The organism is Bacillus sp. SRB3LM (assembly GCF_015712745.1).
Taxonomy (GTDB): Bacteria; Bacillota; Bacilli; order Bacillales; family Bacillaceae_G; genus Bacillus_A; species Bacillus_A thuringiensis_K.
Map to the genome: position 1 here is coordinate 144,915 of NZ_VWVQ01000114.1, position 23,809 is coordinate 168,723.

Genomic DNA, 23,809 nt, shown 5'->3' on the forward strand with positions numbered 1-23,809 from the left:
CTCAAAAACCTTAATGTTCATTAGAATATCTATTACATATCACAAAATTTATCTAGTTCTAACTATTGAAGTTATTCTTCTAGTTATATTTTTCATTTCAGATTTTTCAAAGATATAGCCACTACACAATATTACAAGAACACCGTAAATAGCTACCATCATTGCATATAAAAACCAAGTTATATACCCGCTAGGTTCCATCTCAATAAAATAAAACGGTACACAAATAATTATTAATGAACACATTATATTGATCCATCTAAAAATTGTAGATTTTACAGGCAAACTTGTTATTTTTTTTGGCACAAAAAATAGCAAATCAATATCTCTATACACATTGGAAAGTATCGCCGCCACTAATACCCCAATAATTCCCCAGTAAAAAGATAAAATAATACCACCAATTAAAATAAGACACGCTTGTATTGTCACCTGTACCCTTGTTTCCTTATACATTCCAGCAGATATAACAAGCATACCTTGTGGAACCTTAAGATTATAAAACAAACCATTTAATACCATCAAAAAACCTATAATAGTGTTATCGTATACTGCATCTGTAATCCCTTCTGTATATATCCGGATAAAAGGCATAATAGTTACAAAAGCGACTCCATATACTATAGTTATCAACCCATAATATACAAATTCAAACTCTCTAAAAGCACGTTGCAATGTACCTTTTTCTTTTCTTGCAATTACATCTCCAAAAGAAGCGGATAATCCACTCATAAATATCTCAAGTATCCCGCCGATTCCTAACATTATTATATTAAAAATGGTATAGATACTTACTAATGTCAAATCTTTAACAAAAAGTGTAAGAATTATTACCGGGCTACTTTTGTATATAATGCCTAGTATCTGTTGATATAAGGCATCCCATCTTTTATCTAAAACAGCAGTATTTGGTTCCACTTTATAATCTATATACTTATATTTTATTTTGACATAAACCATAAGTATAATTGACCGCAAGAATATTGATAATAATGCTATTGTTTGAAGTAGCACTATGCCAACACCTAAACGGGCTAGAATAACAATGATGCTTGTATTTATAATTATATAGGCAATTGTTGCATAAGAAATCACATATGCCCTCTGATCAGCTGAAATAATTGCTCTGTATTTTGATAGAGTAAAAAACTCCAATGCCCCATTTACACCTAAAACTAAAACAAGAATTCCAATATTAATAGGGGTTAAAGCCTCCGTCTTTACCAACATTGGATAAATTATTGCTAACCCCAATGTTAAGGAAACAAATATATATCCAGCTTGCGTATAAAACTTATTCGCTGCAGAAACTACGGCATTAATTGCATTATGATTATTTTCGGCTAATGGTTTATACAACGCATATACAGTAGCAGCAGATAATCCCATCTCTACCAAATAAAAATAAGACACAAATTGATTAATTGAAGACACTAATCCATTAACTTCCGATCCATAATAATGCAACATAACTTTTGGTGTAATAAAACCCGCTAACATAACGATTAGCTGACATAATGCCATTGAAACAGAATTCGCAAAAAATTTCCTTGTTCTATTCATTAGTTATCTCCACGAAGAGATCTCTCAATAAATTTTATAGATATATTTCTTTCAGATTCTAATAATGCATTAGCTTGATCAAATTCAATCTTTTCACTGCATAAAGTTTCTTGAAACACCTCAGTTAATCTATGCTCCAAATTTAGTTTTTGTAATAAACCTAACATTCTTCCTCCTCGAGTTTTATGCGGTATTGTAACAAACTGTTTATTAAAATTAACTGAAAAGGCTGTACCATGGAAGGAATCTGTAACCACAAACTCTGCATTTTTTATAAGAGATAAAAATTCAATTGGCCCAGCATTATACAATACAGTATGACTATATTTATGCTTTATATTCTTTCTTTTTCCTGAGATTTCAATTACTTTTATCCCCTTGTACTCAGCTATTTTCTTAGCCATTTCTCTAGTTTCTTTATAATCAGCTAAAGTGTATAACAGCACATATTCCCCGTAATTCGCATTACTTGGAATTACATTCCACTCTTCCTTACTTAGCAATAACGTTGGGTCTAAAACGACCTCAATATTTTTGTCAGTGCACTGAGTCAAAAGATTTGCAGCCTCTCTCTCTCTAACTGATATTGAATCGACATTCCTTAAGGCCTCTTCAAAAATAGTAATTTCCCCTTGGGACAGAGTACCTTTACCTAAACTAGCCGCATAAGATATCACTTTACTAGCTTTACTTTCTTTAATTCTTCCAAAATATACTGGATCAAACCCATCTGTTATTTCAAAATTCCAGACTTGATCACTGCCTAAAAATACATAATCAGCATCTAATCCAACAATATCTTTACTAACTTCATATCGATTTTTAGATAGATTTAAATATTCTTTTTCAAATAAACGAAACTTACTTCTTTTGTTTAAATAGCTTGGTAAGGAAAGTATTGTACTTATCAGCGATTTAATAGTGTTAGTATTAATAGGAGCATAAGTTGAATTAATTGCCTTTGGTCTGTAATCTAAAATTTCCACATTATCAACATACTGACGTAATATTTTCTGTAACGCATATACTTGTAAAACTGCTCCATAGTTTGGTACAAAATGATATGTTATTATTTCTGCCTTTTTCATTTTTTCCTCCAGTATTTTAGATAATAAAAGAAATAGTACACTCTCGCTGAGAATGCTGTCATAATTATATACATCTTTTGTCTTTTTAAAAGATGTTTTGATTTTAAAGACTTCTTGAAGTTCCTTCTAATTATCTCTGTAAATAATTTATTATATTTTTCTTCTGTTGTATCAGCATTAGCAGCAACTACTAGTAAATGTAAAACTAATCTAGTTTCTATATCTGAAACATAATCGGTTAACCCTGGTATTTTTTCACTTACATATTTTTCAGTAATTGGTGCAATTTTAAGAGCCGTTAATTTTCTATCATTTATACGAGATTTACTAGCACTTCCCTCGTGTAACATATAATGATACAAAGTCTTATGACATATAGAAATAGTATTGGATTTATCAATTATTCTAAACAAATATTCCCAATCTTCCATTGCATGAATATGAGTATTCAAATATAAATCCGTTAATACTTCTTTCTTAAACATGCAAAAGCAAAGTGAAGCAATAAATGAAAACTTCAAATGCATTTCTAAGGCTTCTTCTTTCGTTAACACATTATTCTCTTGTAAGATAGTACCATTAGAATATACAATTCCATCACTAAAGTATGAATCACATACACATATATCAGATTGATATTCTATTATATTTTGTAACATCATATCGAATGCATTTGCTTCTATAATATCGTCTCCATCAATAAATACAATAAAATCTCCTGTCGCTCTCTTCAGACCTTCATTTCTTGCAGAAGAAACCCCTCCATTCTTCTTATGTATTACATAAATTCGATTATCTTTCCCAGCATATTCTTCACAGATATTTGCACTATTATCACTTGAACCATCATCAACTAATATTATTTCAAGATTGTTATAACTTTGTTGCAACAATGAATTAAGACATTTTGGCAAATATTTTTCAATATTATATACAGGAACAATCACGCTTATTAAATTCAAATTCTAGTCCCCCCAGACCCTGTTAAAAGATATTTATCACAATATGATATTATTGTTCCCCAAAATATACATAAGAAAATAAAATATGTTGGATAAATAATTAAATGGCTTGTGAGTGACATTATTAACGCTAATGTAATAGAAGATATAAAAGGTGCCGCATATTTTGATTTCGCATTATATAGCTTTATTGCATATTTAATTAAGTTATAATATATTCTTAAGTAAATATATATACCAATTAATCCATAATCATATAAAATCTCTAAGAAATCATTGTGTGCACTATATTGAGGGAATGAATCTATATAAACAGCATTAAAACCATGTCCGAAAATTAAGCCAGGAACACTTGATTGTTTTATCATCTCCCAAGTGCGATTCCATATCTCTATTCTTCCAGACCCTTGATCATCAAGCATAGTTTGAATCCTATAAATAATATTCACATCAAAAAACTCAACAATATAATTAGAAAAAGCATAAATGAATATCGTACCAATAGCTCCTGATAGAATTGAAGTAATTACTAGTCTACTATTTTTCGCATGGATTTTATAATTAACAAAATAATATACTAAAATTGTCCCTGAAAAAGCTAAAAATGCAGTCCGTTTAACTGATAAAAGTACACAAACAAGAATCAATAAAATTGCAGTGAATTTTAAAAGTTTCTTTTCCATCATGAAAACAAAAGGCATGAGGAATACACAATAATAAACCATACTGATTAAAGCTGTATCCTGTATTTGACTAAATTCTTTAATATTAAAGAACATAAAACAAAATATTGGTAATAATATTATCGTGGCTTTGACTAGCATATTACCTTTGTGTGAATAATAATTACAAATGTATGCAAGAGAAAAAGAAGCAATCCAAAAATATGTCTGCCCCAATATATTGACTATATAAGAAAATGAATATTCCATATATAAATTTATTGTTGGTATAAAGCTAAATACTACAAACAAAAGCATTAATGCCAACATTCTATTGACTTTATTCATCCGTGTTAATAAAAAGATACATAAAGATAGTATACCTATGAAGGTTAATCCTATCATTAACTGATCCTTAAATGGTAGTTCGTTCAAATAAACAGCTCTCATATTACTAATAGATATATATCCTATTAGCAATATAACCAAAATAAATTCTAAGTTTCTATTTGAGTATTTAAAAGTTTGCAAGATACTAGTTCTCCATTTCTTTTTTAAGGCACTCAATATAAAAATTTTCAAGCCATTTGGCATTTTCTTTTATATCATATCCTGAATCCTTTATGTCTTTTTGTTTATCTATTCTATTGTAGTTAAGTGCAGTTTTTATTATACAATCTGCCCAATACTGTGCTGATTTGTTGAGCGAAATAAATTCTGTTCGATCTGTAACGGATACTTCTCGAGGAATTTTATCAGAAAAGAAGCATTTTATTCCAGAAGTTTGAGCCTCAATACATACTACAGGAAAACCTTCATGAAAAGATGGTAAGATAAAAGCATCAAACGCACTTAATATTACATTCACATCATTTCTTCTACCTAAAAAGTAAACATGGTTTTCGATTCCTAAACCTCTTGCCAATTCTTTTAAATTCTCATCCAAATCTCCTTCACCCACAATAACCAGACAAGAATTATTTTCTCTTGCATATATTTCTTTAAACATTTCCAATAAAAAAACATGGTTTTTTTCTTCAGATAATCGTCCCACATTTCCTATTACAAATTCCCCTTCAATATTAAGCTCTTTACGTATTTTGTCCCTATTAATTTGCGAAAATGAAAATTTGTTAGTTTCAATTGCATTTGGGAGTACCTTTACATTACCTTTTTTAAAAGCAGTTTTCCCAAATATATATTTACCCGCCTCAATTCCACAACTCATATTATACGTAGAAGTGAAATTATTTAAATATATACCTGCCATCCTTAAAAATGGATTCATTAAATTTGAATTATCGACCGAAGTAGAATGAGAATGTGCTATTCTAACTTCAATTCCATGCCTTTTTGCATAATACAATGGAATAAATGACATATAATTTTGATGGGCATGTATTATGTCATACTTATTCCTTTTTAATATCTCTAATAATTCATCTCTATATTTCTTGAACCCTTGAGATTTTGGTGTTAAATGATAGATTGTCGATCCCATTTTTTCGAATTCTCGACCTGTTAAACCTACACTATCAAAGAACATCGCAAAATCAAATTGGACCTTGTCTCTATCCATATATTTATAATAATTTAGTAACATCATCTCGATTCCACCAGCATCTAAGCCAGGGACCAAATGCAAAATATTTATTTTTTTCATTTCTATACCTCCTTTATAAAACATTACAATGATTATTTGACCAATTTTTTTATTATCTTTCGTATAATACCAATCAAAATATATTTTAAAATTGATAAAAGCAAAATAATATTTATCTATATTTCAAATAAATTTTTAATAACTTAGCCGTAAACATTACTCCAAAAAGCTGGACTAACACCTTAACGATTCTTACTTTTGGATTATTACTCCAAGATAGCAACCATGAATGAGCATTTAAATCCTTTTTCAATACTTTCTTATCATCTTTCTCTAAATCACCATAATTAGCTAATGCTATTGTGTATTCATAAGCCATAAAAGCGTTTAAATACCTCTGATTTTTATTATTATCCAACTGGTCTCCTTCAATATCCTTACTCCATTTATTTATAATATATAACAGAGACTGTACATTATTAATATTGACTGTATTGGTAATAGAACCTTTTCGATTCTGGCGATAAAAATAGTACATTGCTTCACAGTAATCGTACTTTTCTGCAACGCATAATAGCTGCACAACCCAATCTATATCTTCTGATAGCAATCCTTTCTCAAAATAAAGATCATTCTCTATTATAAGCTTTCTCTTGATTAGCTTTGTACAGGCACTACCAGGGAACTTTGCTAATTCACAAATGTGTCTCATAACCTCTTCATAAGTCTTTTTGTGTATACTTTCTTTCTCATATCCATCATTCATAGGCACTATTGAACCGTCTTCAAATACCTTTGCAGCCTCTAAAAATACAACATCAATATCAGGATTTATTTCTAAAACTTTATTAATTTCGGTAAGAGAATTTTGAGCAATATAATCATCAGAGTCAACAAAAAGAATATAATTCCCCCTTGCAATTTTCAATCCCGTATTTCTAGCATCTGATAATCCACCATTTTCTTTATTTATAACCTGAATAAATTCATAATTTGAAGCATATCTTTCGCAAATGGTCTTAGATCCATCTTGCGAACCGTCATTTACAAGAATTATCTCGTAATTATGGAATGATTGCCCTAAAATACTATCTATACATTGACTTAAGAATTTTTCCACATTATAAACTGGAACAATTATGCTAATCTCTGGTATATTCATTTAATTAACTCCCTAATTGTCATGTTAACCACTTTTTCCTTATCAAAAGCTTTCTCAATATATTTTTGTGAAGCTTGTCCCATGGTTACTTTGTCTTTATAAGGCAATTCAATAAACTTTTTAATTTTTTTATATAAATCCTCACTACTTTTAGCTGATACTAAAAAACCACTTTTATTATCTATTACAGCTTCTTTGCAACCAGCAATATCGCTAGTAATTAAAGGTCTGCCCATCGCTCCACATTCAAGCAAAGTATTTGCCATACCTTCATGATACGATGGAAGTACAAAACAATGAGATTGTTTAATAAATGGTTTTACATCCCTCTGAAACCCGTGATACTCAATAAACCCTTGTTGTTGCAATTCTGTTATTAAATCTTTATAGTCATCTTCAAATGGACCAATAACGTCAAAAATTACATTATCATATTCATCTTTTATACGTTTTACGACTTCAAACAATTCATCTATGCCTTTTTCTTTCATAACTCTTCCAATAAATAAAAAGCGAATTTCATTGTCATTCGGATACTCACTAAATTGATACTCATTTAAATTAACTCCTGCCCCATTTAACTTAAATGAATTACCAATTTCCGTGATATTATTTTTTATGAAAACCCTCTTATTCTCTTCATTCTCAAAAAAAACTACTTTAGCTTGTTTACAAGAAATTTTATATAAAATTACTATAAGTTTTTTTAATAGACCTTCATTTTGAAATGCCGTTCCTAGACCCGTAATATTTATAGCGTGTGGAATCTTCATAAGCCTAGACACTATACCACCATAAATATTTGGTTTAATTGTATATGTCATAACCATATCCGGCTTAATCTTCATTAATATCTTTATATACTGGACTAAAAGCTTAAAATCCGTAAATGGATTTATTCCTCTTCTATCTACTCTAGTTTCAACGAATGTACACCCCATATCAATTAAAGGTTGTACTAAATCTCCCTTAGGTAGTGAAATATATATCTCATTTCCTCGATGAATTAATTCTTGAATTAACTCTTTTCTAAATTTGTATAAACCAACATCGTTATTCGCTAATATTAAGATTTTTTCCATCAGTTACTCTCCTAGCTGGAATTCCTATGTAAGTTCCAGTTTCAGTTATATCTTTGATTACTACAGCACCTGCACCAATCTTACATTCGTTAATAATATTAATATTATTGATTACTACACTCCCAATACCTAACCAAGTACCCGATCCAACCCTTACTGTACCAGCTAAATGCGCACCTGGTGATATATGAACATAGTCATCAATTTTATTGTCATGATCTATTGTAGAAGCAGTATTAATAATGCATCCTTTTCCAATTTTGGTACAACAGTTAATAACAGCACCTGCCATAACTACAGTTCCTGCTCCTAAGTAAACTTGTTCTCCAATAATTGCACTTGGATGAATTAAGACTGGTATAATTGCTCCTAAATCCTCAAGTTCTTCCTGGACCTTTTTGCGTACAACATTATTCCCAATGCCAACAAAAATGTCATAATCCTCTATGTATTTCGAAACACTTGTGGATTTATCAATTATTTCTATCCCCATTGAAGTTTTTATATTTTCACTATCATCAAGAAAGGCTATATATTCCCACTTTTTCATCTTTAATGCAATGTCAGCTATAACCCTTCCATGACCACCAGCACCTATTATAAGAAGTTTTGTGTTCATAACTCTATGCTTCCTTTACTATTCCCTTTAAATGGTTCCATAGTAGCTGCCGTTTGAGAATTAATCCCTTCTCTAATGAAGACCTTCTTAATAGTTAAAAGAATAATTTTCCAATCCATAATAAAATTCATATTTTCCACATACTCAACATCGTAATTAAACTTTTCTTCCCAACTAATAGCATTACGGCCATTAACTTGTGCTAATCCTGACAAACCAGGCCTAACTTCATGGCGACGCTTTTGATGTTCATTATATAGTGGTAAGTACTGAACTAATAAGGGCCTTGGCCCTATAATTGACATATCACCTTTAAAAATGTTAAAAAGCCCCGGTAATTCATCTAGTGATGTCGAGCGTAAAAATTTACCGAACTTAGTGAGCCTTATGCTATCAGGTAGTAACTCACCATTTTCATTTTTTTCATCTGTCATTGTTCTAAATTTATACATTTTAAAAATAGTTCCATTTAATCCTGGTCTCTCTTGTTTAAATAATACCGGACTACCCAATCTTGTTTTTACAAGAAAGGCCACTATAAGGAATACTGGACTAAGCATTATAATAGCAATTAAAGACAGTATAAAATCCATCGGCCTTTTTATAAACCTACCATAGATGCCAACTTTAGAACTCCTCATTATGCTATCCACAACCCTTTAATAATTTTCACAACTTTTTCTAGATCTGCTTCTGTCATCTTCGTATCGCTTGGTAAACATATACCATTCTCAAAAAGTTTTTCTGATACATCTGTACCAACAAAATCATATTTCTCAAAGAACGGTTGCATATGCATTGGCTTCCAAACCGGTCTAGATTCAATATTTTCTTTTTCAAGGGCTTCCATCACATCTATTGGACGGATCTTACCGTTTAGTGTCATAGAACTTAGCCAATAGTTTGGTTCATTCCACTCATTACTAGGCATAAATTCAATTCCTTCAAGATTTCCTAGTTCTCTCTTATAAAAATCAAATATGTATCTTTTCTTTTGAACCCTTTGATCTAATACTTTAAGTTGCCCTCTACCAATTCCAGCAACTACATTACTCATACGATAGTTAAATCCTAATTCACTGTGTTGATAATGTCTTGCCTGGTCTCTACTTTGAGTAGCCCAAAACCTTACCTTTGAAACTCTTTCTTCATCATTAGAAACAAGCATACCGCCACCAGAAGTAGTAATGATTTTATTACCATTAAAAGAAAAAATACCATACTCTCCAAAACTACCTGTATGTTTACCTTTATAATAAGTTCCCAAAGATTCAGCAGCATCTTCAATTAAAGTAACATCGTATTTTTTACAAAGTTCAACAATCTTATCCATATCCGCAGACAGACCATAAAGGTGAACTACGATAACCGCCTTTACATTTGGATACTTTTTAAAAGCCTCTTCTAATGCTTTAGGACACATATTCCAAGTTTCATAATCGCTATCTATGAAAACAGGAATAGCATTTTGATAAATGATTGGATTTGCTGTAGCTGAGAATGTAAGTGTTTGACAAAAAACAACATCACCTTCTCCTACTCCAGCCGCTTTTAATGCCATATGAATTGCAGCTGTTCCAGAAGATAGTGCCGCCGCTGCATTAGATCCTACTTTCATAGCTAATTCTCTTTCAAACCCATTTACATTTTCCCCAAGTGGTGCAATCCAATTTGTATCGAAAGCTTCCTTCACATAATGCATTTCATAACCTTCATCACTCATATGTGGTGATGAAAGAAATATTCTGTCTCCCATTTTTAAAACTTCCTTCCCTTGAATTAATTTTTAAGATTTACTTTATTATTTGCAATATCTAATAGTCGTTCTCTTATTTCTTCTTTACTAATTCCTTCAAAGTCATTCATAAACTGCCTTAAAATCCCTTGATCAATTAAAACAGCCTTTCCTATATGAATTTTAGGGAAAATTTGTTCTGGATGAATTTCACCTTCATTTAATAACTCTTCATACATTTTTTCACCTGGTCTTAATCCCGTAAATTCAATTCCGATTTCTTCAATAGAAAATCCTGAAAGGGTAATTAAATTTTTAGCTAAATCTACAATCTTTACTGGAGCTCCCATATCTAGCACGAACAATTCTCCGCCCCTAGCCAGTGTGCCTGCCTGAATAACTAATCTTGAAGCTTCTGGTATTGTCATAAAGTAACGAATCATATCAGGGTGAGTAACAGTTACAGGTCCACCTTTTTGAATTTGTTTCTTAAATAGAGGAATTACACTTCCCCTACTTCCAAGAACATTACCAAATCTAACCGCAACAAAACGTGTACCAGTACTAACCGATGCCATATGTTGCACAATCATTTCTGCAAATCGTTTTGTAGCTCCCATTACATTTGTTGGATTTACAGCTTTATCTGTAGAAACCATAACAAATGTATTCACTTTAAACGTATCTGCCGCTTCAGCTACATTTTTCGTACCAAAAATATTGTTTTTCACAGCTTCTTCTGGATTACGCTCCATTAAAGGAACATGCTTATGTGCAGCTGCATGATACACAATATACGGTTCATGCTTTTTCATTATTTCAAAGATTTTATGACGATCTTGAATATCAGCGATTTCTGTTGTAATTTCAACTGTATCTTTATATGTAACTCTCATTTCCATTTCGATATTATAAATGCTGTTTTCACCATGTCCTAAAAGAACAATTTTAGCTGGTTTATATTTCATCACTTGACGACAAATTTCTGATCCAATTGATCCACCAGCACCTGTTACTAAAATTGTCTTACCACTAATTTTCTCTCCAATTCCTGCATCATCTAATTGGATTGGCTCTCTTCCTAATAAATCTTCCACTTGTACATCACGGAATTCATTAACAGAGAGTTTCCCATCTAATAAATCTTCAAGCATCGGCACAATTTGTGTTTTCGCCTTCGTTTTTCTACACTTCTCAAAAATCTCGTTTATTTGACCTCTATTTAATGAAGGAATTGCGATAATAATATGTTCTATGTCATTATCTTCTACAATTTCTTGAATGTGATTTGTTGTACCAACAACCGGCACATTATAAATCTCCAATTTCTGCTTATTTCTATCATCATCAACAAACGCAATTGGATATAAATCTGCTTCTTTATTATGTTGCAATTGACGCACTACCATTGTTCCTGCTGAACCTGCACCAATAATTAATGTTCGTTTTTTATCAGTTGCTTTCGCAATATATGTATCACGGAACATACGCCATACGAAGCGAGAACCACCAATTAATAATAAATGTAACATCCATGCAATAGCTAAAATTCGAACATAAATATCATGATTTATAATTTGTTGAACAATTGCTGTTACTAAAATTGATAACGTAATTGCTTTAAATATTTGTTTTAATTCTCCAATACTTGCATATTCCCACGCCTTGTTGTACAACTTGTAAATAGCTGCAAAAACATGATGACTACACAATAATGTAATAGAACTAATAACTACTGTCATAGGAATTTTGTTTAATACATTGGGATGTATAAACCAATAACTTAAATACACGGCAGTTAATACGATAAATGAATCTAATAAAATTAATAATGAGAGCCGTTTTCGATAACTCAATATACCTGTTCCCTTCTTTATATAATTCTTATCTTACTCATAATAAAAAAGGACATTCTATTATGAATGTACCTCTTCCTTTTTTACAAGTTCTTTCATATATTCCATTAACTCAACTTTTAATTCTTCATTTTGAAGTGCCATTTCAATCGTCGTCTTAATAAATCCAAACTTCTCCCCAACATCGTAACGTGTACCTTCGAAGTCATACGCAAATACACGTTGAACTTCATTTAATCGTTGAATTGCATCTGTCAATTGAATTTCCCCACCCGCACCTGTTTGTTGATTCTCAAGAAACATAAAAATTTCTGGTGTTAATACGTAACGCCCCATAATTGCTAAATTAGATGGTGCTGTACCTTCTGCTGGTTTTTCAACAAATTGACGCACTTGATAACGGCGATCGCTTTGTTCAATCGGATCGATAATACCGTAACGATGTGTTTCGTTTTCAGGCACTGTTTGTACACCAATAACTGACGACTGTGTACCTTCATATTGATCCATTAATTGACGCAAACATGGTGTTTCTGCTTGCACAATATCATCACCAAGTAATACCGCAAATGGTTCATTTCCAATAAATTTACGTGCACACCATACTGCATGTCCTAGCCCTCTTGGTTCTTTTTGTCTTATGTAATGAATATTAATTTTTGAAGAAGCTTGTACTTTTTCAAGCATCTCATACTTCCCTTTTTCTAAAAGGCTTTTTTCTAATTGGAAAGAGTGATCAAAATGATCTTCAATAGCACGCTTTCCTTTTCCAGTAACAATAATAATATCTTCAATTCCTGATTCTATCGCTTCTTCTACTATGTATTGAATTGTTGGTTTATCAACAATTGGTAACATTTCTTTCGGCATCGCCTTTGTTATCGGTAAAAACCTTGTCCCCAGTCCCGCAGCTGGAATAATCGCTTTTCTTACTTTTTTCAAATCTAGTACCCCCCCCAAACACATTGTTATATCCATATGTAACAATAACAAAAACCCTACTTATAGGGTCGTCTTTACAACTCCATAAGTAGAGTTTCTAATATAAATAAATTATGGGCATCTAACCCATCCTCACGTCATACTCCCGACGACAAGCGTCTAAGGTAGGTTCGAAATAAAAATTTCTACCCACAGCACGACCGAGTGCCCCCATTGATAACGGTTAGGAGACATCACCAGTTCCTTATTTAAAAAATACCGAACAATTTTTTACGACGAATTTGTTCTGGATCTTCTTTGTAAATTGCCTTCCCGCTAATTAATAAGTACGGATTTTCTTTCAAATCACTCATAACACTCGTTCCAAATTCTTTCACAATTAGTTCATAGCTTTCTGCTAAATGAAATCCTCTTGACGTTGTGTTATGTGCATCTGAAGCGACCATATGTGTTAAATTATGTTCCACAAGCTGTAGTGAGAATTTTTTAATCTTTTTACCAAATTTCCCAAGTAAACTACCTGCTGTCACTTGTGTTAATGCACCTTTATTTACAAGGTTATATAACTTATCTGGTCGCTCGATTAACTCGGCATTACGCTCTGGGTGAACAATAATTGGAATCATTCCCTTTACACGTAATTCATATAATAATTGTTCGGCATAACGAGGTACGTGATTCGATGGAAATTCAATGAATATATATTTATTTGTTTCATTTAAAGTAACAATTTTACCAGCTTCATAGTCTTCTAATAAATCACCATATAACCGGACTTCTTGCCCAGGTAAAATAGTAAGTGGAATATTATGTTGTTGTAGTTCATCATTTAGTTGTTTTACGTGATGAATAATTGGGGTACGTTCATTTACATATTTTCCATTTTGATGGTGCGGCGTTGCGACAATGGTATGTATTCCTTCTGACACGGCTTGTTGTGCCATCGCTAAACTATCTGTTACTGTCTGTGCACCGTCATCGATACCAGGTAAAATGTGACAATGTAAATCTATCATTTGTTTCATCCTCCCTCTCTCCTATAAACATCTTTTTTCCCTTGAATATGAGATATCGCTCATATTCAAGGGAAAAAAGGAGATATGTTTTTACCATATCTCACTTTAAAACTAGTTTGCACCGTAATAATAATATAAGCCGTTTTCACGTTCACGGTCGTTTAGAACGACACCTAACAATTTACCTTTTGCAGAATCCAATAATCCTTTTGCTTTTACTGCTGTTTCTTTCTCTGTTGATTCACTACGAACAACAAGAATAGAAGCATCACATACATTTGCCATAATTTGCGCATCGGTTACAGCTAAAATTGGCGGCATATCAAAAATAACTAGATCATATATACTGTATGCTTGTCCAAGAAGTTCTTTCATTGACTTTGAACCTAACAATTCGGCCGGGTTTGGTGGAATTGGACCACAAGCTAAAAAATGTAGATTATCAACTAATGTTGTTTGCACACAATTCTCTAAACGTTCACTATGTGTTAGTACGTTCGTAAGTCCAAAAATATTATCTACTTGGAACATTTGATGCATTGCTGGTTTACGCATATCTGCATCAATTAATAACACCTTTTTTCCTTGTTGAGCAAACACAACTGCCATATTCGCTGTCGTTGTCGTTTTCCCTTCACTTGGGTTTGCAGACGTGACCATTAACGAATGTAAATTCGTATCAATAGCTGCAAATTCAATATTCGTTCGAATATTACGATATTGTTCTGAAATTGGTGATTTCGGTTGTTGATGAGCAATTAATTGACGGCGTTGACGATGATTTTTTTTCTTTTTAAATAAATTAAGAGCCAATTGTTTGTCCCCTCACTTTTCTTGATGATGGAGCGTGTGATTTCACGTTCATTGTTTCTTCATCCATACGAGCTACAATTCCTAATACTGGTAAGCCAAGTAAGTTTTCCACATCTTCTTCTTTTTTCACTGTGTTATCTAAGTACTCTAGTAAGAATGCAAGACCAACTGAAGCCATTAAACCAACAACGAAAGCAATTGCCACATTTAACATTGGACGTGGTTTAATTGGAGATTGATTTTCTGCGACTTCTGCTTTAGATAATACTGTTACGTTATCGACGTTCATAATTTTTGCAACTTCACCTTTAAATACATCTGCAGTTGCATTCGCAATATCGCGAGCTAGTTTTGGATCTTTATCCTCAGCTGTTACAGAGATTACTTGTGAATCCTTTTCATTTGCAACATTAATCTTTCCTGTTAGCGCTTGAGATGTCATATTTAAATTTAATTTTTCATTCACTTGTTCTAAGATTACTGGACTTTTAATAATAACCTTATATGTATTCGTTAATTGAATATTCGTTTGAATTTCACCGGCTTGAATCATTGCCCCTTCTTGCTTCTTCTGGTTAACAAGAATTTGCGTCGAAGATTGATAGATTGGTGTCATGAAGAAAAAGCTAATGATAGCACTTACAATAGCTGCACCAAAGGCGATTACGAGGATCATTGCTAAACGTTTTTTTAAGATATGAAATAACTCTTTTAAACTAATTGTTTCTTCCATAGGTTCCTCCAACTTTCTAAAATTTACACATAGGAAAAATTATAACATATAAATCTTACATTTTTTATTTTTAATAATTCAGTTCTATATTTGTTCACAAGAAACAAGTTTAATCTTACAAAATAATCTTAAATATGACAACACATTCCAATGATTTCCCAAAAATTTTATCATATCATGCTTTTTACACTGTATAACTTGATAAATAATTTTCAGAAAACAAAAAAGCCAACAAAAATTTTGTTGGCTTTTTCATATTTTAGTAATAACCATACTGCTCTTTTTCTTCTCTTTTATCATTCAAAACAACACCTAGTAGTTTTCCTGATGCTTTATCTAATATTTGTTTCGCTTTTACGATTTTATCTTTTTCCGTCTTTTCACTTCGTACAACGAGTACGATTCCATCACATTTATTCGCAAGTATTTGTGCATCCGTAACCGCAAGGACAGGTGGTGTGTCAATTAATATAATATCAAACATGTTATATGCTTCTAGCAACGCCTCGTCCATTGCCCGGCTCCCTAATAGTTCTGCTGGGTTTGGCGGGATTGGACCCGCTGCCATTAAGTATACGTTCTCTATATCTGTTTTTTGAATGCATTGCATAAGTTTTGCTTGTCCTGATAATAGGTTCGTTAACCCATTTGAACTATGAATAGCAAATAAGTTTTGTATCGTCGGCTTACGCAAATCAGCTCCAATTAATAAAACTTTCTTTCCTTGTTGTCCGAAAACAACTGCTAAATTTGCGATTGTTGTTGTTTTCCCATCACCTGGATCTGCTGAAGTAACAATAATAGAACGAACATGATTATCTACAGATGTAAACTCAATGTTTGTACGAATGTTGCGGTATTGTTCTGTAATACGCGATTTAGGCTCTTTATGTGTAATTAATTGTCGTATTGGTTTTCTTTTCTTTCTCCCGAACATATTCATAATCTCCTTTTGTGAAATGCGACATTTCCCTTTTCTCTCTCTTATGCTCGATTTCATACGTCTAATTAATATTCTTGCTGAGTTCCCCACATTTCATCATAATCAATAACCTTCTACTTTGTCTTATTTAAGTACCTTAACAATATGACAATGCCCTTATTTCTTTATTACCTTTATCACTTATCCTATTTTCTAGATAAATAATAAAGTAAGTATATGGTAATTACCATCTATTTACAAGATATTTTCTGATTAGTTTGTATATTATCGTTTCATCGTTATATAGCAGAAATTAAAAAATCCCCTTGTCTTTTCACAAGGAGATTTTTCAGTACTATCTATTCTTTTTTATCACCAATCGCAAATGTAATTTCTGCCTCACATGCAACTTCACCATCTACTGTTGCGATTGCTTTTCCTTTTCCAATTGGGCCGCGTACGCGTGTCATTTCTACTTCTAGACGAAGCTGATCACCTGGGCGTACTTGTTTTTTGAAACGGCAATTGTCGATACCTGCAAAGAAAGCAAGTCTTCCGCGGTTTTCTTCTTTCTTTAATACTGCAACTGCTCCGACTTGTGCTAATGCTTCTACAATAAGTACACCAGGCATAACTGCATAGTCAGGGAAGTGTCCGTTAAAGAATTCTTCATTTGCGGATACATTTTTAATCCCAACCGCTCTTTTCCCTTCATCTACTTCTAATATTTTATCAACAAGTAAAAATGGATAGCGGTGAGGAATGATTTCTTTAATTTGTTCTATATTTAGCATGTAACAATCGCCCCTTTTGTAATATTGGTCTTACCACTTGGACATATTGCTATTATCCCATTTTGTTTATTGTTTGTCATTACAAAGTAACATTTTATATTTAGCACAACTTCCTAAAAAAAAATGCACACACTCTATTCCATTAAAATAGTTGCACATTTTTGCAACTGACACGGAGGTAGAAAAGAGTGTATGCCCAAATTAGGGAAAGGCAATATGTATTGAAACATTATTTGCCTTAATGTCGTATTCGACTCATTATATTATAAACGTTTTCAAATAAGGAAATATTAAATTTAACCATATATATGAATATTTTACCTGTTTCCTTCATATTTCTCTATTTTCCTTCCATTTTCGCAAAAAAACAAAATATAAAAATATAAAAACGAAAAAAGAACTAAGGCATTAGCCTTAGTTCTTTCAAATTATCTCAAAGCACGCTTTGGTAATCTGTCGATATTCTCTAACATAATACCTGTACCAACCGCAACGCAGTGCATTGGGTTTTCAGCAATTAATACCGGTACTTTTAGTTCTTCTGCTAGAAGCATGTCAATACCGTGTAGTAAAGCTCCACCGCCTGTTAGAATAACACCGCGGTCGATGATATCTGCAGATAATTCTGGTGGTGTGCGCTCTAATACGCCTTTTGCAGCTTGTACAATAACAGCTGCATTTTCTTTTAATGCTTCTGTAATTTCTTCAGAGCATACTGTAATTGTACGTGGTAAGCCTGTTACCATGTCACGTCCGCGAATTTCAAGCTCTTCGCTACGTGCACCTGGGAATACTGTACCAACTTTAATTTTAATATCTTCTGAAGTACGTTCTCCAATTAATAGCTTATACTTACGTTTAATATAGTTTAAGATCTCCATATCAAACTTATCGCCAGCCATTTTGATAGAGGAAGAGGTAACAATATCACCCATAGATAGTACAGCGATATCTGTTGTACCTCCACCAATATCAACAACCATGTTACCGCTTGGTTGGAAGATTTCCATACCAGCACCAACTGCGGCTACTTTTGGTTCTTCTTCTAAAAATACTGTTTTACCACCTGAACGTTCAGCAGCTTCACGAATTGCTTTTTGTTCTACTGATGTAATATTTGTTGGACAACAAATTAAAATACGAGGTTTTGAAAAGAAGCTCTTTACGTCCAATTTGTTAATGAAATACTTTAACATTGCTTCTGTAATTTCGAAATCTGCGATTACACCATCTTTAAGCGGACGAATTGCTACAATATTACCAGGCGTACGTCCCACCATACTTCTCGCTTCTTCACCGACTGCTAATACTTTACCACTATTACGATCAATTGCCACAACAGATGGCTCATTTAATACAATACCCTTACCTTTAACATGAATTAATACGTTAGCCGTACCTAGGTCAATTCCGATATCTCGCGCAAACATTCCCGTTTTTTCCTCCTCGATATTCAAAATCAGGTTACACCCGAATTCTTTTCACCTAATTTCTGATTTTATCATAAATTTAACAGAAACGTAATATTCGCAAAAAGAATTCTTCTGAAAAATATTACCGAATGTGAACGGAATGTTTGCTACTGTAACATTATTGACGTACAGGCTTCTCTACATCTTCTTTTCTATACTTTTGTTTTGTTGCTTCTCCACCTCTTAAATGACGAATAGACTTATGATAATCAAGAATTTCTTTCACTTCATTTGCGAGCTCTGGATTAATTTCTGGTAGACGTTCTGTTAAATCTTTATGGACTGTACTCTTTGATACCCCAAATTCCTTTGCAATGACACGCACTGTCTTTCTTGTCTCCACGATATACTTACCAATCTTGATAGTTCTCTCTTTGATGTAATCGTGCACACCACTCGCCTCCCTAATTTGGATGTGAGAAGGGTGAAATGAGCCTCGCTGCATACGACTAAGAAGTAAGTGTGAGTGCTGTTTGTAAGCGTTAAACATTCTTGGATTTATAATGAAATAATTCACGATTTCTCACCTCAAACACTCTCTTTGCTTTGGTTTATACCATTGTATTGCCCGCACTACTGATATATGCTACATGTTCACTATTTTTGCGGACTAAGTTAAGAAAAATTACGTTTTTTTGTGAGAAATACGTTAACAGTGACTATTTTGGCGAAAAAAAATGACACCTTATATATAAGGCGTCATTCTTCTCTTTCAAACTCTTCTTCTAATAATTGATGGTGGGGAACCTCTTTCTTACCGGCAATATAATAATATAAAGTGAATAAAACAAACAATAAAATAATAGCAGTCGACAGAACAAACAAAAATGACACAGTATCCCCTCCCTTTTGTAATATATATTCGAGAATCTCGTCATTTTTCCTTGTTATTGCAACTTTTTTCTCGAAATTGAGTATTTTTATATAAAAATAAAAAAATCAGCTCCCCTAGTGGGAACTGATTTTTTCACTTTCTTATTCTTGTGAAGAAGAATCGTTAGATGATTCTGTAGAACCATTTGTTGATTTTTCTTCTTTCTTCGGTTCTTCTTTTTTGTCACTAGTTGAACCGCTTGTTGATTTCTCTTCTTTTTGAGACTTGTCTTCTGTTTTACTTTCTGGTTTCGTGCTCGTTGACTTCTCTTCTTTTTGAGATTTGTCATCAGCTTTTTTACCAGAAGCATTCGTAGCCTTTGCAGCACCTGCATCAGCTTTAATTTCTGTTACTGATTTATTTAAGTAACGTTCAGGGTTCACAGCCACATTGTCTTTACGTACTTCAAAGTGAACGTGAGAACCTGCCTCTTTATTCATTGCACTTAGACCGGATGTTCCTAATACTTCACCTTGTGCAACTCTTGCACCTTTTTCTACTTTCACACTGCCTAAGCTTTGATAAGATACCGCTACACCATTTCCACTATCAACTGTTACAACATAACCAAGAAGTGAATCTTTTTCAGCTTTCGTTACTGTACCACTTAAAGCAGCAGCAACATTGAATTCTTTTCCATTCTTCGCAGCAATGTCAATTCCTTTGTTCGGGGAATATGTGTTGTTATAAAAGACAAGTGCTTTTTCTTGTTCCGCCTCAGTTGCTGCATCTTCATAGAATTTCTTCTGTACGACTACTTCCGCATTCGCGGCAGCTGGCATTTTCACTACTTCTGAAGATTTTGTTACTGGTACTGCTGGATCTTCCGATTGTGTATACGGTGTTGCTTGATCGTGGTTTGGAGTCTTCTTCGGATTAGCTCCTTGGAACCATAGCGCAACCATTAAGATTACCGCTGCACAAGCAATGTATAGTGCCGGAAACACCCATCTTTTTTGAAATAAATGTACTACCTTTTGCGACTTTTTATTATTTCTTCCTCGCATTCCATCATCACCTCAGCAATCATTTTGAACAATATTCACGTATCCTATACAACGTATAACTAATTACTTTTCGACAAAATCTGTAAAAATATGTATGAGAATTGCAAAATTTCCGAGGAAATGATAGAAAAAAGAAAAAACTGAGCAATTTTGGCTCAGTTTTTAATCTAATTGTTTCTTTTTGTAAACAATAATACAAAGAATGATAAGGCATATAGTCCAAATTGTATTGTTTAAAATATGTTCTTGAATCGCAATAAATCCTTCTCCCTTTATAACTTTTTGCAATGCTTCCATAACATGATTTGTTGGAAGAAGATTAACTACTTTTATAATAAATTCATTCTTAACCATTTCCTTTAACATCGGCCCCATTATGAATATTAGAAAAATCGGGAGCCCCACTATGGATGTTTGTGCTATATTTTGGGATAGTAAGCCAACTATAGTACCTAAAACAACACATAACAATGTTCCTATTAAAATAATAATAACTAGCATACCAATATTTCCTTTAAAAGTATCTAAAATCACTAAACTAATAAAACTAGATGCTAGTACAAAAAATACAGTTAATACACTTTTCCCTAAAATAACTTCTATTGGACTTGCTGGAGACAACATTAATACTCGTAACGTGTGTTTTTCCTTCTCCTCTGCAATAATAATTGCTTGCACATAACTTCCCACCATGGTAATCGTCATTACAATAATAAAACCTGCAAAGAACTCTTTTATAGAATCCATATTACTATAGAATACAGCAAGTAGAATAGGTAATAGCGCCATTAATATAACTTGTGAGTTTTTACCTGCATCATTTATTTCTTTTCTTACAATAGCCGAAAACCGTCTCATTGAAAATGTCATTATAATCCCCTCCCAGTAACTTCAATAAAAATATCGCCTAAAGTTGGTTCGTGTGAATGAATGGATAGTAATTCTCCTTTGTTCATCCATTCTGAAATACGTTTTGCACCTAATTCATCTTTTTGTACCATTTCTTTCTTCTTATCCTTTAACACGACTTGTATTTGATCTTTCGCGTATTGTAAGCGAAGGTTCTCCGGTGTATCAAGTGCTACAATCTCTCCGCCACACAGGAAGGCAATGCGGTTACAAAGCGTTTCTGCTTCGTCCATGTTGTGAGTCGTTAAGAAAATCGTCGTTCCTTCTTTATTTAAGTCTTTTAAGATTTTATGAATATTTTGTACGTTTACTGGATCAAGTGCAGATGTTGGTTCGTCTAAGAAGAGAATATCTGGTTTATGAAGGATTGCTCTCGCTAGTGTGACGCGTTGCTTCATTCCCTTTGATAATTTTTTTACTGTTGTTTTTTTATCATCTAATAAATTCACTTGTGCTAGTACTTCATCGATTCGTTCTTTTTTGCAATCGTATAAGTCACAAAATAATAGTAAGTTATCATAAATGCTAAGTCTTTCATATAAGCCGCTGTTATCTGTTAAAATACCAATTCGTTTGTAATCGATGCTACTTGGCCCTGTAATATCTTTCCCTAATACTCTTACCGTTCCAACACTATGAAGCAATTGAGAAGTTAAAATTTTTACTGTTGTCGTCTTACCAGATCCACTCGGTCCGAGGAATCCGAATATCTCTCCTTGCTTCACCTCAATATTTACATTTCGAAGTGCCGTTTTTTCGTTGAAACTTTTCATTACATCTTTCATTTCAATTGCCAATGTCATTTCTTCATCCCCTTTGTTTTTCTTCTTTATAGATGAAAGTCGCTTTAGCGCTTTTCGTTCGTTTGTTTCGCTTTTCTTGACTCAATCATATGAAAAACAAAGGATAGGCGCATTAAAATACCGGTAAAAGGAGTATTTTTACCGGTGAATGAATCGCATGTTGAGCTTATTGGAGCACTTTTATAGTCCAATAACACCTTTTAATTCATCCATTCGTCCTTTTGAAAGCGGGATTGAACTTTTTCTTTCGTCGTCTAAAATTAAGCTAAAACTGTTACGAGTCCAAGTAATCACTTCTCGCACTCTTTGTAAATTCACAAGGTACGAGCGATGACATCTAAAGAAACCAAAACCTGTTAATCTCGCTTCTAGTTCACTTAATGTTAATGCACATACGAAATCGCCTTCACGAACGTGAATATGCGCTACTCCGTTTTGCGTTTCAATGAAATGGATTTCCATCGGATCAAGTAAAATGATTTTATCGTTCACTTTCGCAGGTATTCTTTCTAACTTCATTTGCGGAATCATTTGAATGACTTTTTCTTCACCGACTTCTTCCACTTCCTCTTGTTCAATTTCTACTTTTTTCACACCATCGTTGTTTAATATGTATACATCCTCTGTTAACGAAAGGGCATCCGATAGGAAAGATGACGTAATAAAGATTGCCTTTCCTTGCTCTTTCATTTTCATAATCGCTTTTCGAATAATAACCGTACTCTCTATATCGACATTTTGCTCTGGCTCTTCCAAAATGATTAAATCCGGATTATGAATCATCATTCGTCCAATATGAAGACGACGCTTCTCTGAAAATGATAGTTTTTCTATTTTAACGTTTAGTTTATCTAGGAGACCAACAGACTGCACAACTTCTTCTATACTTATCTTTGATTCATAAAGCCCTAATAGAAATTTGAAGTATTCTTTCACCTTCAAACGATCATATGCCTCGTCTTTCAAAAAACAAAAACCGATGCGGGAATAATTTTTCTTTCCAATTGCTTCTCCTTCAAACAGTACATTGCCAGTCGAAGCTTCTTCTTCACCAATAATAATGCGGTGTAACACTTTAGCTGTATGATTATTGCATTGCAAAACAATACATTGTCCTTTCTCAACCTTTAGCTCAATTGCCGGTAACTGGTTCGTCTTCCCTAATTGTTTCAACTCTAGTAACGCCATTTCA

General features: G+C 32.9%; 24 protein-coding genes. All 24 read right to left on the reverse strand.

Features of this window, described 5'->3' with window-relative positions; translation table 11 throughout:
* Window positions 1–48: 48 nt before the first annotated feature.
* Window positions 49–1,563 (reverse strand): lipopolysaccharide biosynthesis protein, encoded by a 1,515-nt coding sequence (locus tag F3I02_RS33075; protein WP_196478831.1) that lies wholly within the window; start codon window positions 1,561–1,563, stop codon window positions 49–51.
* Entirely contained in the window at window positions 1,563–2,651 is a 1,089-nt protein-coding gene (locus tag F3I02_RS33080; RefSeq protein ID WP_000708852.1) for a polysaccharide pyruvyl transferase family protein, read from the reverse strand. The genes F3I02_RS33075 and F3I02_RS33080 overlap by 1 nt, the downstream gene beginning before the upstream one ends.
* Entirely contained in the window at window positions 2,648–3,613 is a 966-nt protein-coding gene (locus tag F3I02_RS33085) for a glycosyltransferase family 2 protein (RefSeq protein ID WP_144465609.1), read from the reverse strand. Before F3I02_RS33085 ends, F3I02_RS33080 begins: the two co-directional genes overlap by 4 nt.
* Window positions 3,610–4,806 (reverse strand): O-antigen ligase family protein, encoded by a 1,197-nt coding sequence (locus F3I02_RS33090; protein ID WP_196478832.1) that lies wholly within the window; start codon window positions 4,804–4,806, stop codon window positions 3,610–3,612. The genes F3I02_RS33085 and F3I02_RS33090 overlap by 4 nt, the downstream gene beginning before the upstream one ends.
* A 4-nt stretch (window positions 4,807–4,810) precedes the next feature.
* Window positions 4,811–5,938, reverse strand: coding sequence for a glycosyltransferase family 1 protein (locus F3I02_RS33095; protein ID WP_196478833.1), 1,128 nt, complete (start codon window positions 5,936–5,938; stop codon window positions 4,811–4,813).
* Window positions 5,939–6,050: 112 nt separating this feature from the next.
* Window positions 6,051–7,040: a glycosyltransferase gene (locus F3I02_RS33100; RefSeq protein ID WP_196478834.1), complete on the reverse strand. Its 990-nt coding sequence runs from the start codon at window positions 7,038–7,040 to the stop codon at window positions 6,051–6,053.
* Window positions 7,037–8,122: a glycosyltransferase family 4 protein gene (locus F3I02_RS33105; protein ID WP_196478835.1), complete on the reverse strand. Its 1,086-nt coding sequence runs from the start codon at window positions 8,120–8,122 to the stop codon at window positions 7,037–7,039. Before F3I02_RS33105 ends, F3I02_RS33100 begins: the two co-directional genes overlap by 4 nt.
* Window positions 8,094–8,741, reverse strand: a complete 648-nt coding sequence (locus F3I02_RS33110) for an acetyltransferase (protein ID WP_196478836.1) — start codon at window positions 8,739–8,741, stop codon at window positions 8,094–8,096. The genes F3I02_RS33105 and F3I02_RS33110 overlap by 29 nt, the downstream gene beginning before the upstream one ends.
* Window positions 8,738–9,382, reverse strand: a complete 645-nt coding sequence (locus F3I02_RS33115) for a sugar transferase (protein ID WP_061661099.1) — start codon at window positions 9,380–9,382, stop codon at window positions 8,738–8,740. Before F3I02_RS33115 ends, F3I02_RS33110 begins: the two co-directional genes overlap by 4 nt.
* Complete coding sequence (locus F3I02_RS33120; RefSeq protein ID WP_000502778.1) at window positions 9,382–10,497, reverse strand: DegT/DnrJ/EryC1/StrS family aminotransferase; 1,116 nt, start codon at window positions 10,495–10,497, stop codon at window positions 9,382–9,384. The genes F3I02_RS33115 and F3I02_RS33120 overlap by 1 nt, the downstream gene beginning before the upstream one ends.
* A gap of 23 nt (window positions 10,498–10,520) precedes the next feature.
* Window positions 10,521–12,332 carry a polysaccharide biosynthesis protein gene (locus F3I02_RS33125; RefSeq protein WP_196478837.1) on the reverse strand — a complete coding sequence of 604 codons (1,812 nt, stop codon included), beginning with the start codon at window positions 12,330–12,332 and terminating at the stop codon, window positions 10,521–10,523.
* Window positions 12,333–12,392: 60 nt separating this feature from the next.
* Complete coding sequence (bpsC, locus tag F3I02_RS33130; RefSeq protein WP_196478838.1) at window positions 12,393–13,274, reverse strand: UTP--glucose-1-phosphate uridylyltransferase BpsC; 882 nt, start codon at window positions 13,272–13,274, stop codon at window positions 12,393–12,395.
* A 248-nt stretch (window positions 13,275–13,522) separates the two neighbouring features.
* The gene (locus F3I02_RS33135) at window positions 13,523–14,290 is read right to left on the reverse strand and encodes a tyrosine-protein phosphatase (RefSeq protein ID WP_196478857.1); all 768 of its coding nucleotides are present in this window, start codon (window positions 14,288–14,290) and stop codon (window positions 13,523–13,525) included.
* A 111-nt stretch (window positions 14,291–14,401) separates the two neighbouring features.
* Window positions 14,402–15,103 carry a CpsD/CapB family tyrosine-protein kinase gene (locus F3I02_RS33140; protein ID WP_196478839.1) on the reverse strand — a complete coding sequence of 234 codons (702 nt, stop codon included), beginning with the start codon at window positions 15,101–15,103 and terminating at the stop codon, window positions 14,402–14,404.
* Window positions 15,093–15,836: a YveK family protein gene (locus F3I02_RS33145; protein ID WP_196478840.1), complete on the reverse strand. Its 744-nt coding sequence runs from the start codon at window positions 15,834–15,836 to the stop codon at window positions 15,093–15,095. Before F3I02_RS33145 ends, F3I02_RS33140 begins: the two co-directional genes overlap by 11 nt.
* Window positions 15,837–16,095: 259 nt before the next feature.
* Window positions 16,096–16,773, reverse strand: coding sequence for a CpsD/CapB family tyrosine-protein kinase (locus tag F3I02_RS33150; protein ID WP_196478841.1), 678 nt, complete (start codon window positions 16,771–16,773; stop codon window positions 16,096–16,098).
* A gap of 344 nt (window positions 16,774–17,117) precedes the next feature.
* Window positions 17,118–17,552: a 3-hydroxyacyl-ACP dehydratase FabZ gene (gene fabZ, locus F3I02_RS33155; RefSeq protein ID WP_000931959.1), complete on the reverse strand. Its 435-nt coding sequence runs from the start codon at window positions 17,550–17,552 to the stop codon at window positions 17,118–17,120.
* A gap of 428 nt (window positions 17,553–17,980) precedes the next feature.
* A complete protein-coding gene (mreB, locus tag F3I02_RS33160) occupies window positions 17,981–18,982 on the reverse strand; it encodes a rod shape-determining protein (RefSeq protein ID WP_000457978.1) in 1,002 nt (333 codons plus the stop codon).
* A 160-nt stretch (window positions 18,983–19,142) separates the two neighbouring features.
* The gene (gene spoIIID / locus F3I02_RS33165) at window positions 19,143–19,415 is read right to left on the reverse strand and encodes a sporulation transcriptional regulator SpoIIID (RefSeq protein WP_000544012.1); all 273 of its coding nucleotides are present in this window, start codon (window positions 19,413–19,415) and stop codon (window positions 19,143–19,145) included.
* 308 nt (window positions 19,416–19,723) lie between these two features.
* Window positions 19,724–19,858 carry a hypothetical protein gene (locus F3I02_RS33170; protein WP_000008901.1) on the reverse strand — a complete coding sequence of 45 codons (135 nt, stop codon included), beginning with the start codon at window positions 19,856–19,858 and terminating at the stop codon, window positions 19,724–19,726.
* Window positions 19,859–19,999: 141 nt separating this feature from the next.
* Window positions 20,000–20,905, reverse strand: coding sequence for a stage II sporulation protein SpoIIQ (gene spoIIQ / locus F3I02_RS33175; RefSeq protein ID WP_001214926.1), 906 nt, complete (start codon window positions 20,903–20,905; stop codon window positions 20,000–20,002).
* A 162-nt stretch (window positions 20,906–21,067) separates the two neighbouring features.
* Window positions 21,068–21,775, reverse strand: a complete 708-nt coding sequence (locus F3I02_RS33180) for an ABC transporter permease (RefSeq protein ID WP_000144435.1) — start codon at window positions 21,773–21,775, stop codon at window positions 21,068–21,070.
* Window positions 21,775–22,617 carry an ABC transporter ATP-binding protein gene (locus F3I02_RS33185; RefSeq protein ID WP_196478842.1) on the reverse strand — a complete coding sequence of 281 codons (843 nt, stop codon included), beginning with the start codon at window positions 22,615–22,617 and terminating at the stop codon, window positions 21,775–21,777. Before F3I02_RS33185 ends, F3I02_RS33180 begins: the two co-directional genes overlap by 1 nt.
* A gap of 180 nt (window positions 22,618–22,797) precedes the next feature.
* Window positions 22,798–23,805, reverse strand: a complete 1,008-nt coding sequence (locus F3I02_RS33190; RefSeq protein WP_196478843.1) for a LytTR family transcriptional regulator DNA-binding domain-containing protein — start codon at window positions 23,803–23,805, stop codon at window positions 22,798–22,800.
* Between the last annotated feature and the right edge of the window lie 4 nt (window positions 23,806–23,809).

Excerpts from the sequence above, each read along its gene's own strand:
- mreB (WP_000457978.1), bottom strand. The coding sequence starts at position 18,982 with ATGTTTGCGCGAGATATCGGAATTGACCTAGGTACGGCTAACGTATTA.
- F3I02_RS33115 (WP_061661099.1), bottom strand. The coding sequence starts at position 9,382 with ATGAGGAGTTCTAAAGTTGGCATCTATGGTAGGTTTATAAAAAGGCCG.
- spoIIQ (WP_001214926.1), bottom strand. The coding sequence starts at position 20,905 with ATGCGAGGAAGAAATAATAAAAAGTCGCAAAAGGTAGTACATTTATTT.
- F3I02_RS33185 (WP_196478842.1), bottom strand. The coding sequence starts at position 22,617 with ATGACATTGGCAATTGAAATGAAAGATGTAATGAAAAGTTTCAACGAA.
- F3I02_RS33190 (WP_196478843.1), bottom strand. The coding sequence starts at position 23,805 with ATGGCGTTACTAGAGTTGAAACAATTAGGGAAGACGAACCAGTTACCG.
- F3I02_RS33110 (WP_196478836.1), bottom strand. The coding sequence starts at position 8,741 with ATGAACACAAAACTTCTTATAATAGGTGCTGGTGGTCATGGAAGGGTT.
- F3I02_RS33105 (WP_196478835.1), bottom strand. The coding sequence starts at position 8,122 with ATGGAAAAAATCTTAATATTAGCGAATAACGATGTTGGTTTATACAAA.
- F3I02_RS33135 (WP_196478857.1), bottom strand. The coding sequence starts at position 14,290 with ATGATAGATTTACATTGTCACATTTTACCTGGTATCGATGACGGTGCA.
- F3I02_RS33095 (WP_196478833.1), bottom strand. The coding sequence starts at position 5,938 with ATGAAAAAAATAAATATTTTGCATTTGGTCCCTGGCTTAGATGCTGGT.
- fabZ (WP_000931959.1), bottom strand. The coding sequence starts at position 17,552 with ATGCTAAATATAGAACAAATTAAAGAAATCATTCCTCACCGCTATCCA.
- F3I02_RS33080 (WP_000708852.1), bottom strand. The coding sequence starts at position 2,651 with ATGAAAAAGGCAGAAATAATAACATATCATTTTGTACCAAACTATGGA.
- F3I02_RS33150 (WP_196478841.1), bottom strand. The coding sequence starts at position 16,773 with ATGTTCGGGAGAAAGAAAAGAAAACCAATACGACAATTAATTACACAT.
- F3I02_RS33120 (WP_000502778.1), bottom strand. The coding sequence starts at position 10,497 with ATGGGAGACAGAATATTTCTTTCATCACCACATATGAGTGATGAAGGT.
- F3I02_RS33100 (WP_196478834.1), bottom strand. The coding sequence starts at position 7,040 with ATGAATATACCAGAGATTAGCATAATTGTTCCAGTTTATAATGTGGAA.
- F3I02_RS33075 (WP_196478831.1), bottom strand. The coding sequence starts at position 1,563 with ATGAATAGAACAAGGAAATTTTTTGCGAATTCTGTTTCAATGGCATTA.
- F3I02_RS33180 (WP_000144435.1), bottom strand. The coding sequence starts at position 21,775 with ATGACATTTTCAATGAGACGGTTTTCGGCTATTGTAAGAAAAGAAATA.
- F3I02_RS33145 (WP_196478840.1), bottom strand. The coding sequence starts at position 15,836 with ATGGAAGAAACAATTAGTTTAAAAGAGTTATTTCATATCTTAAAAAAA.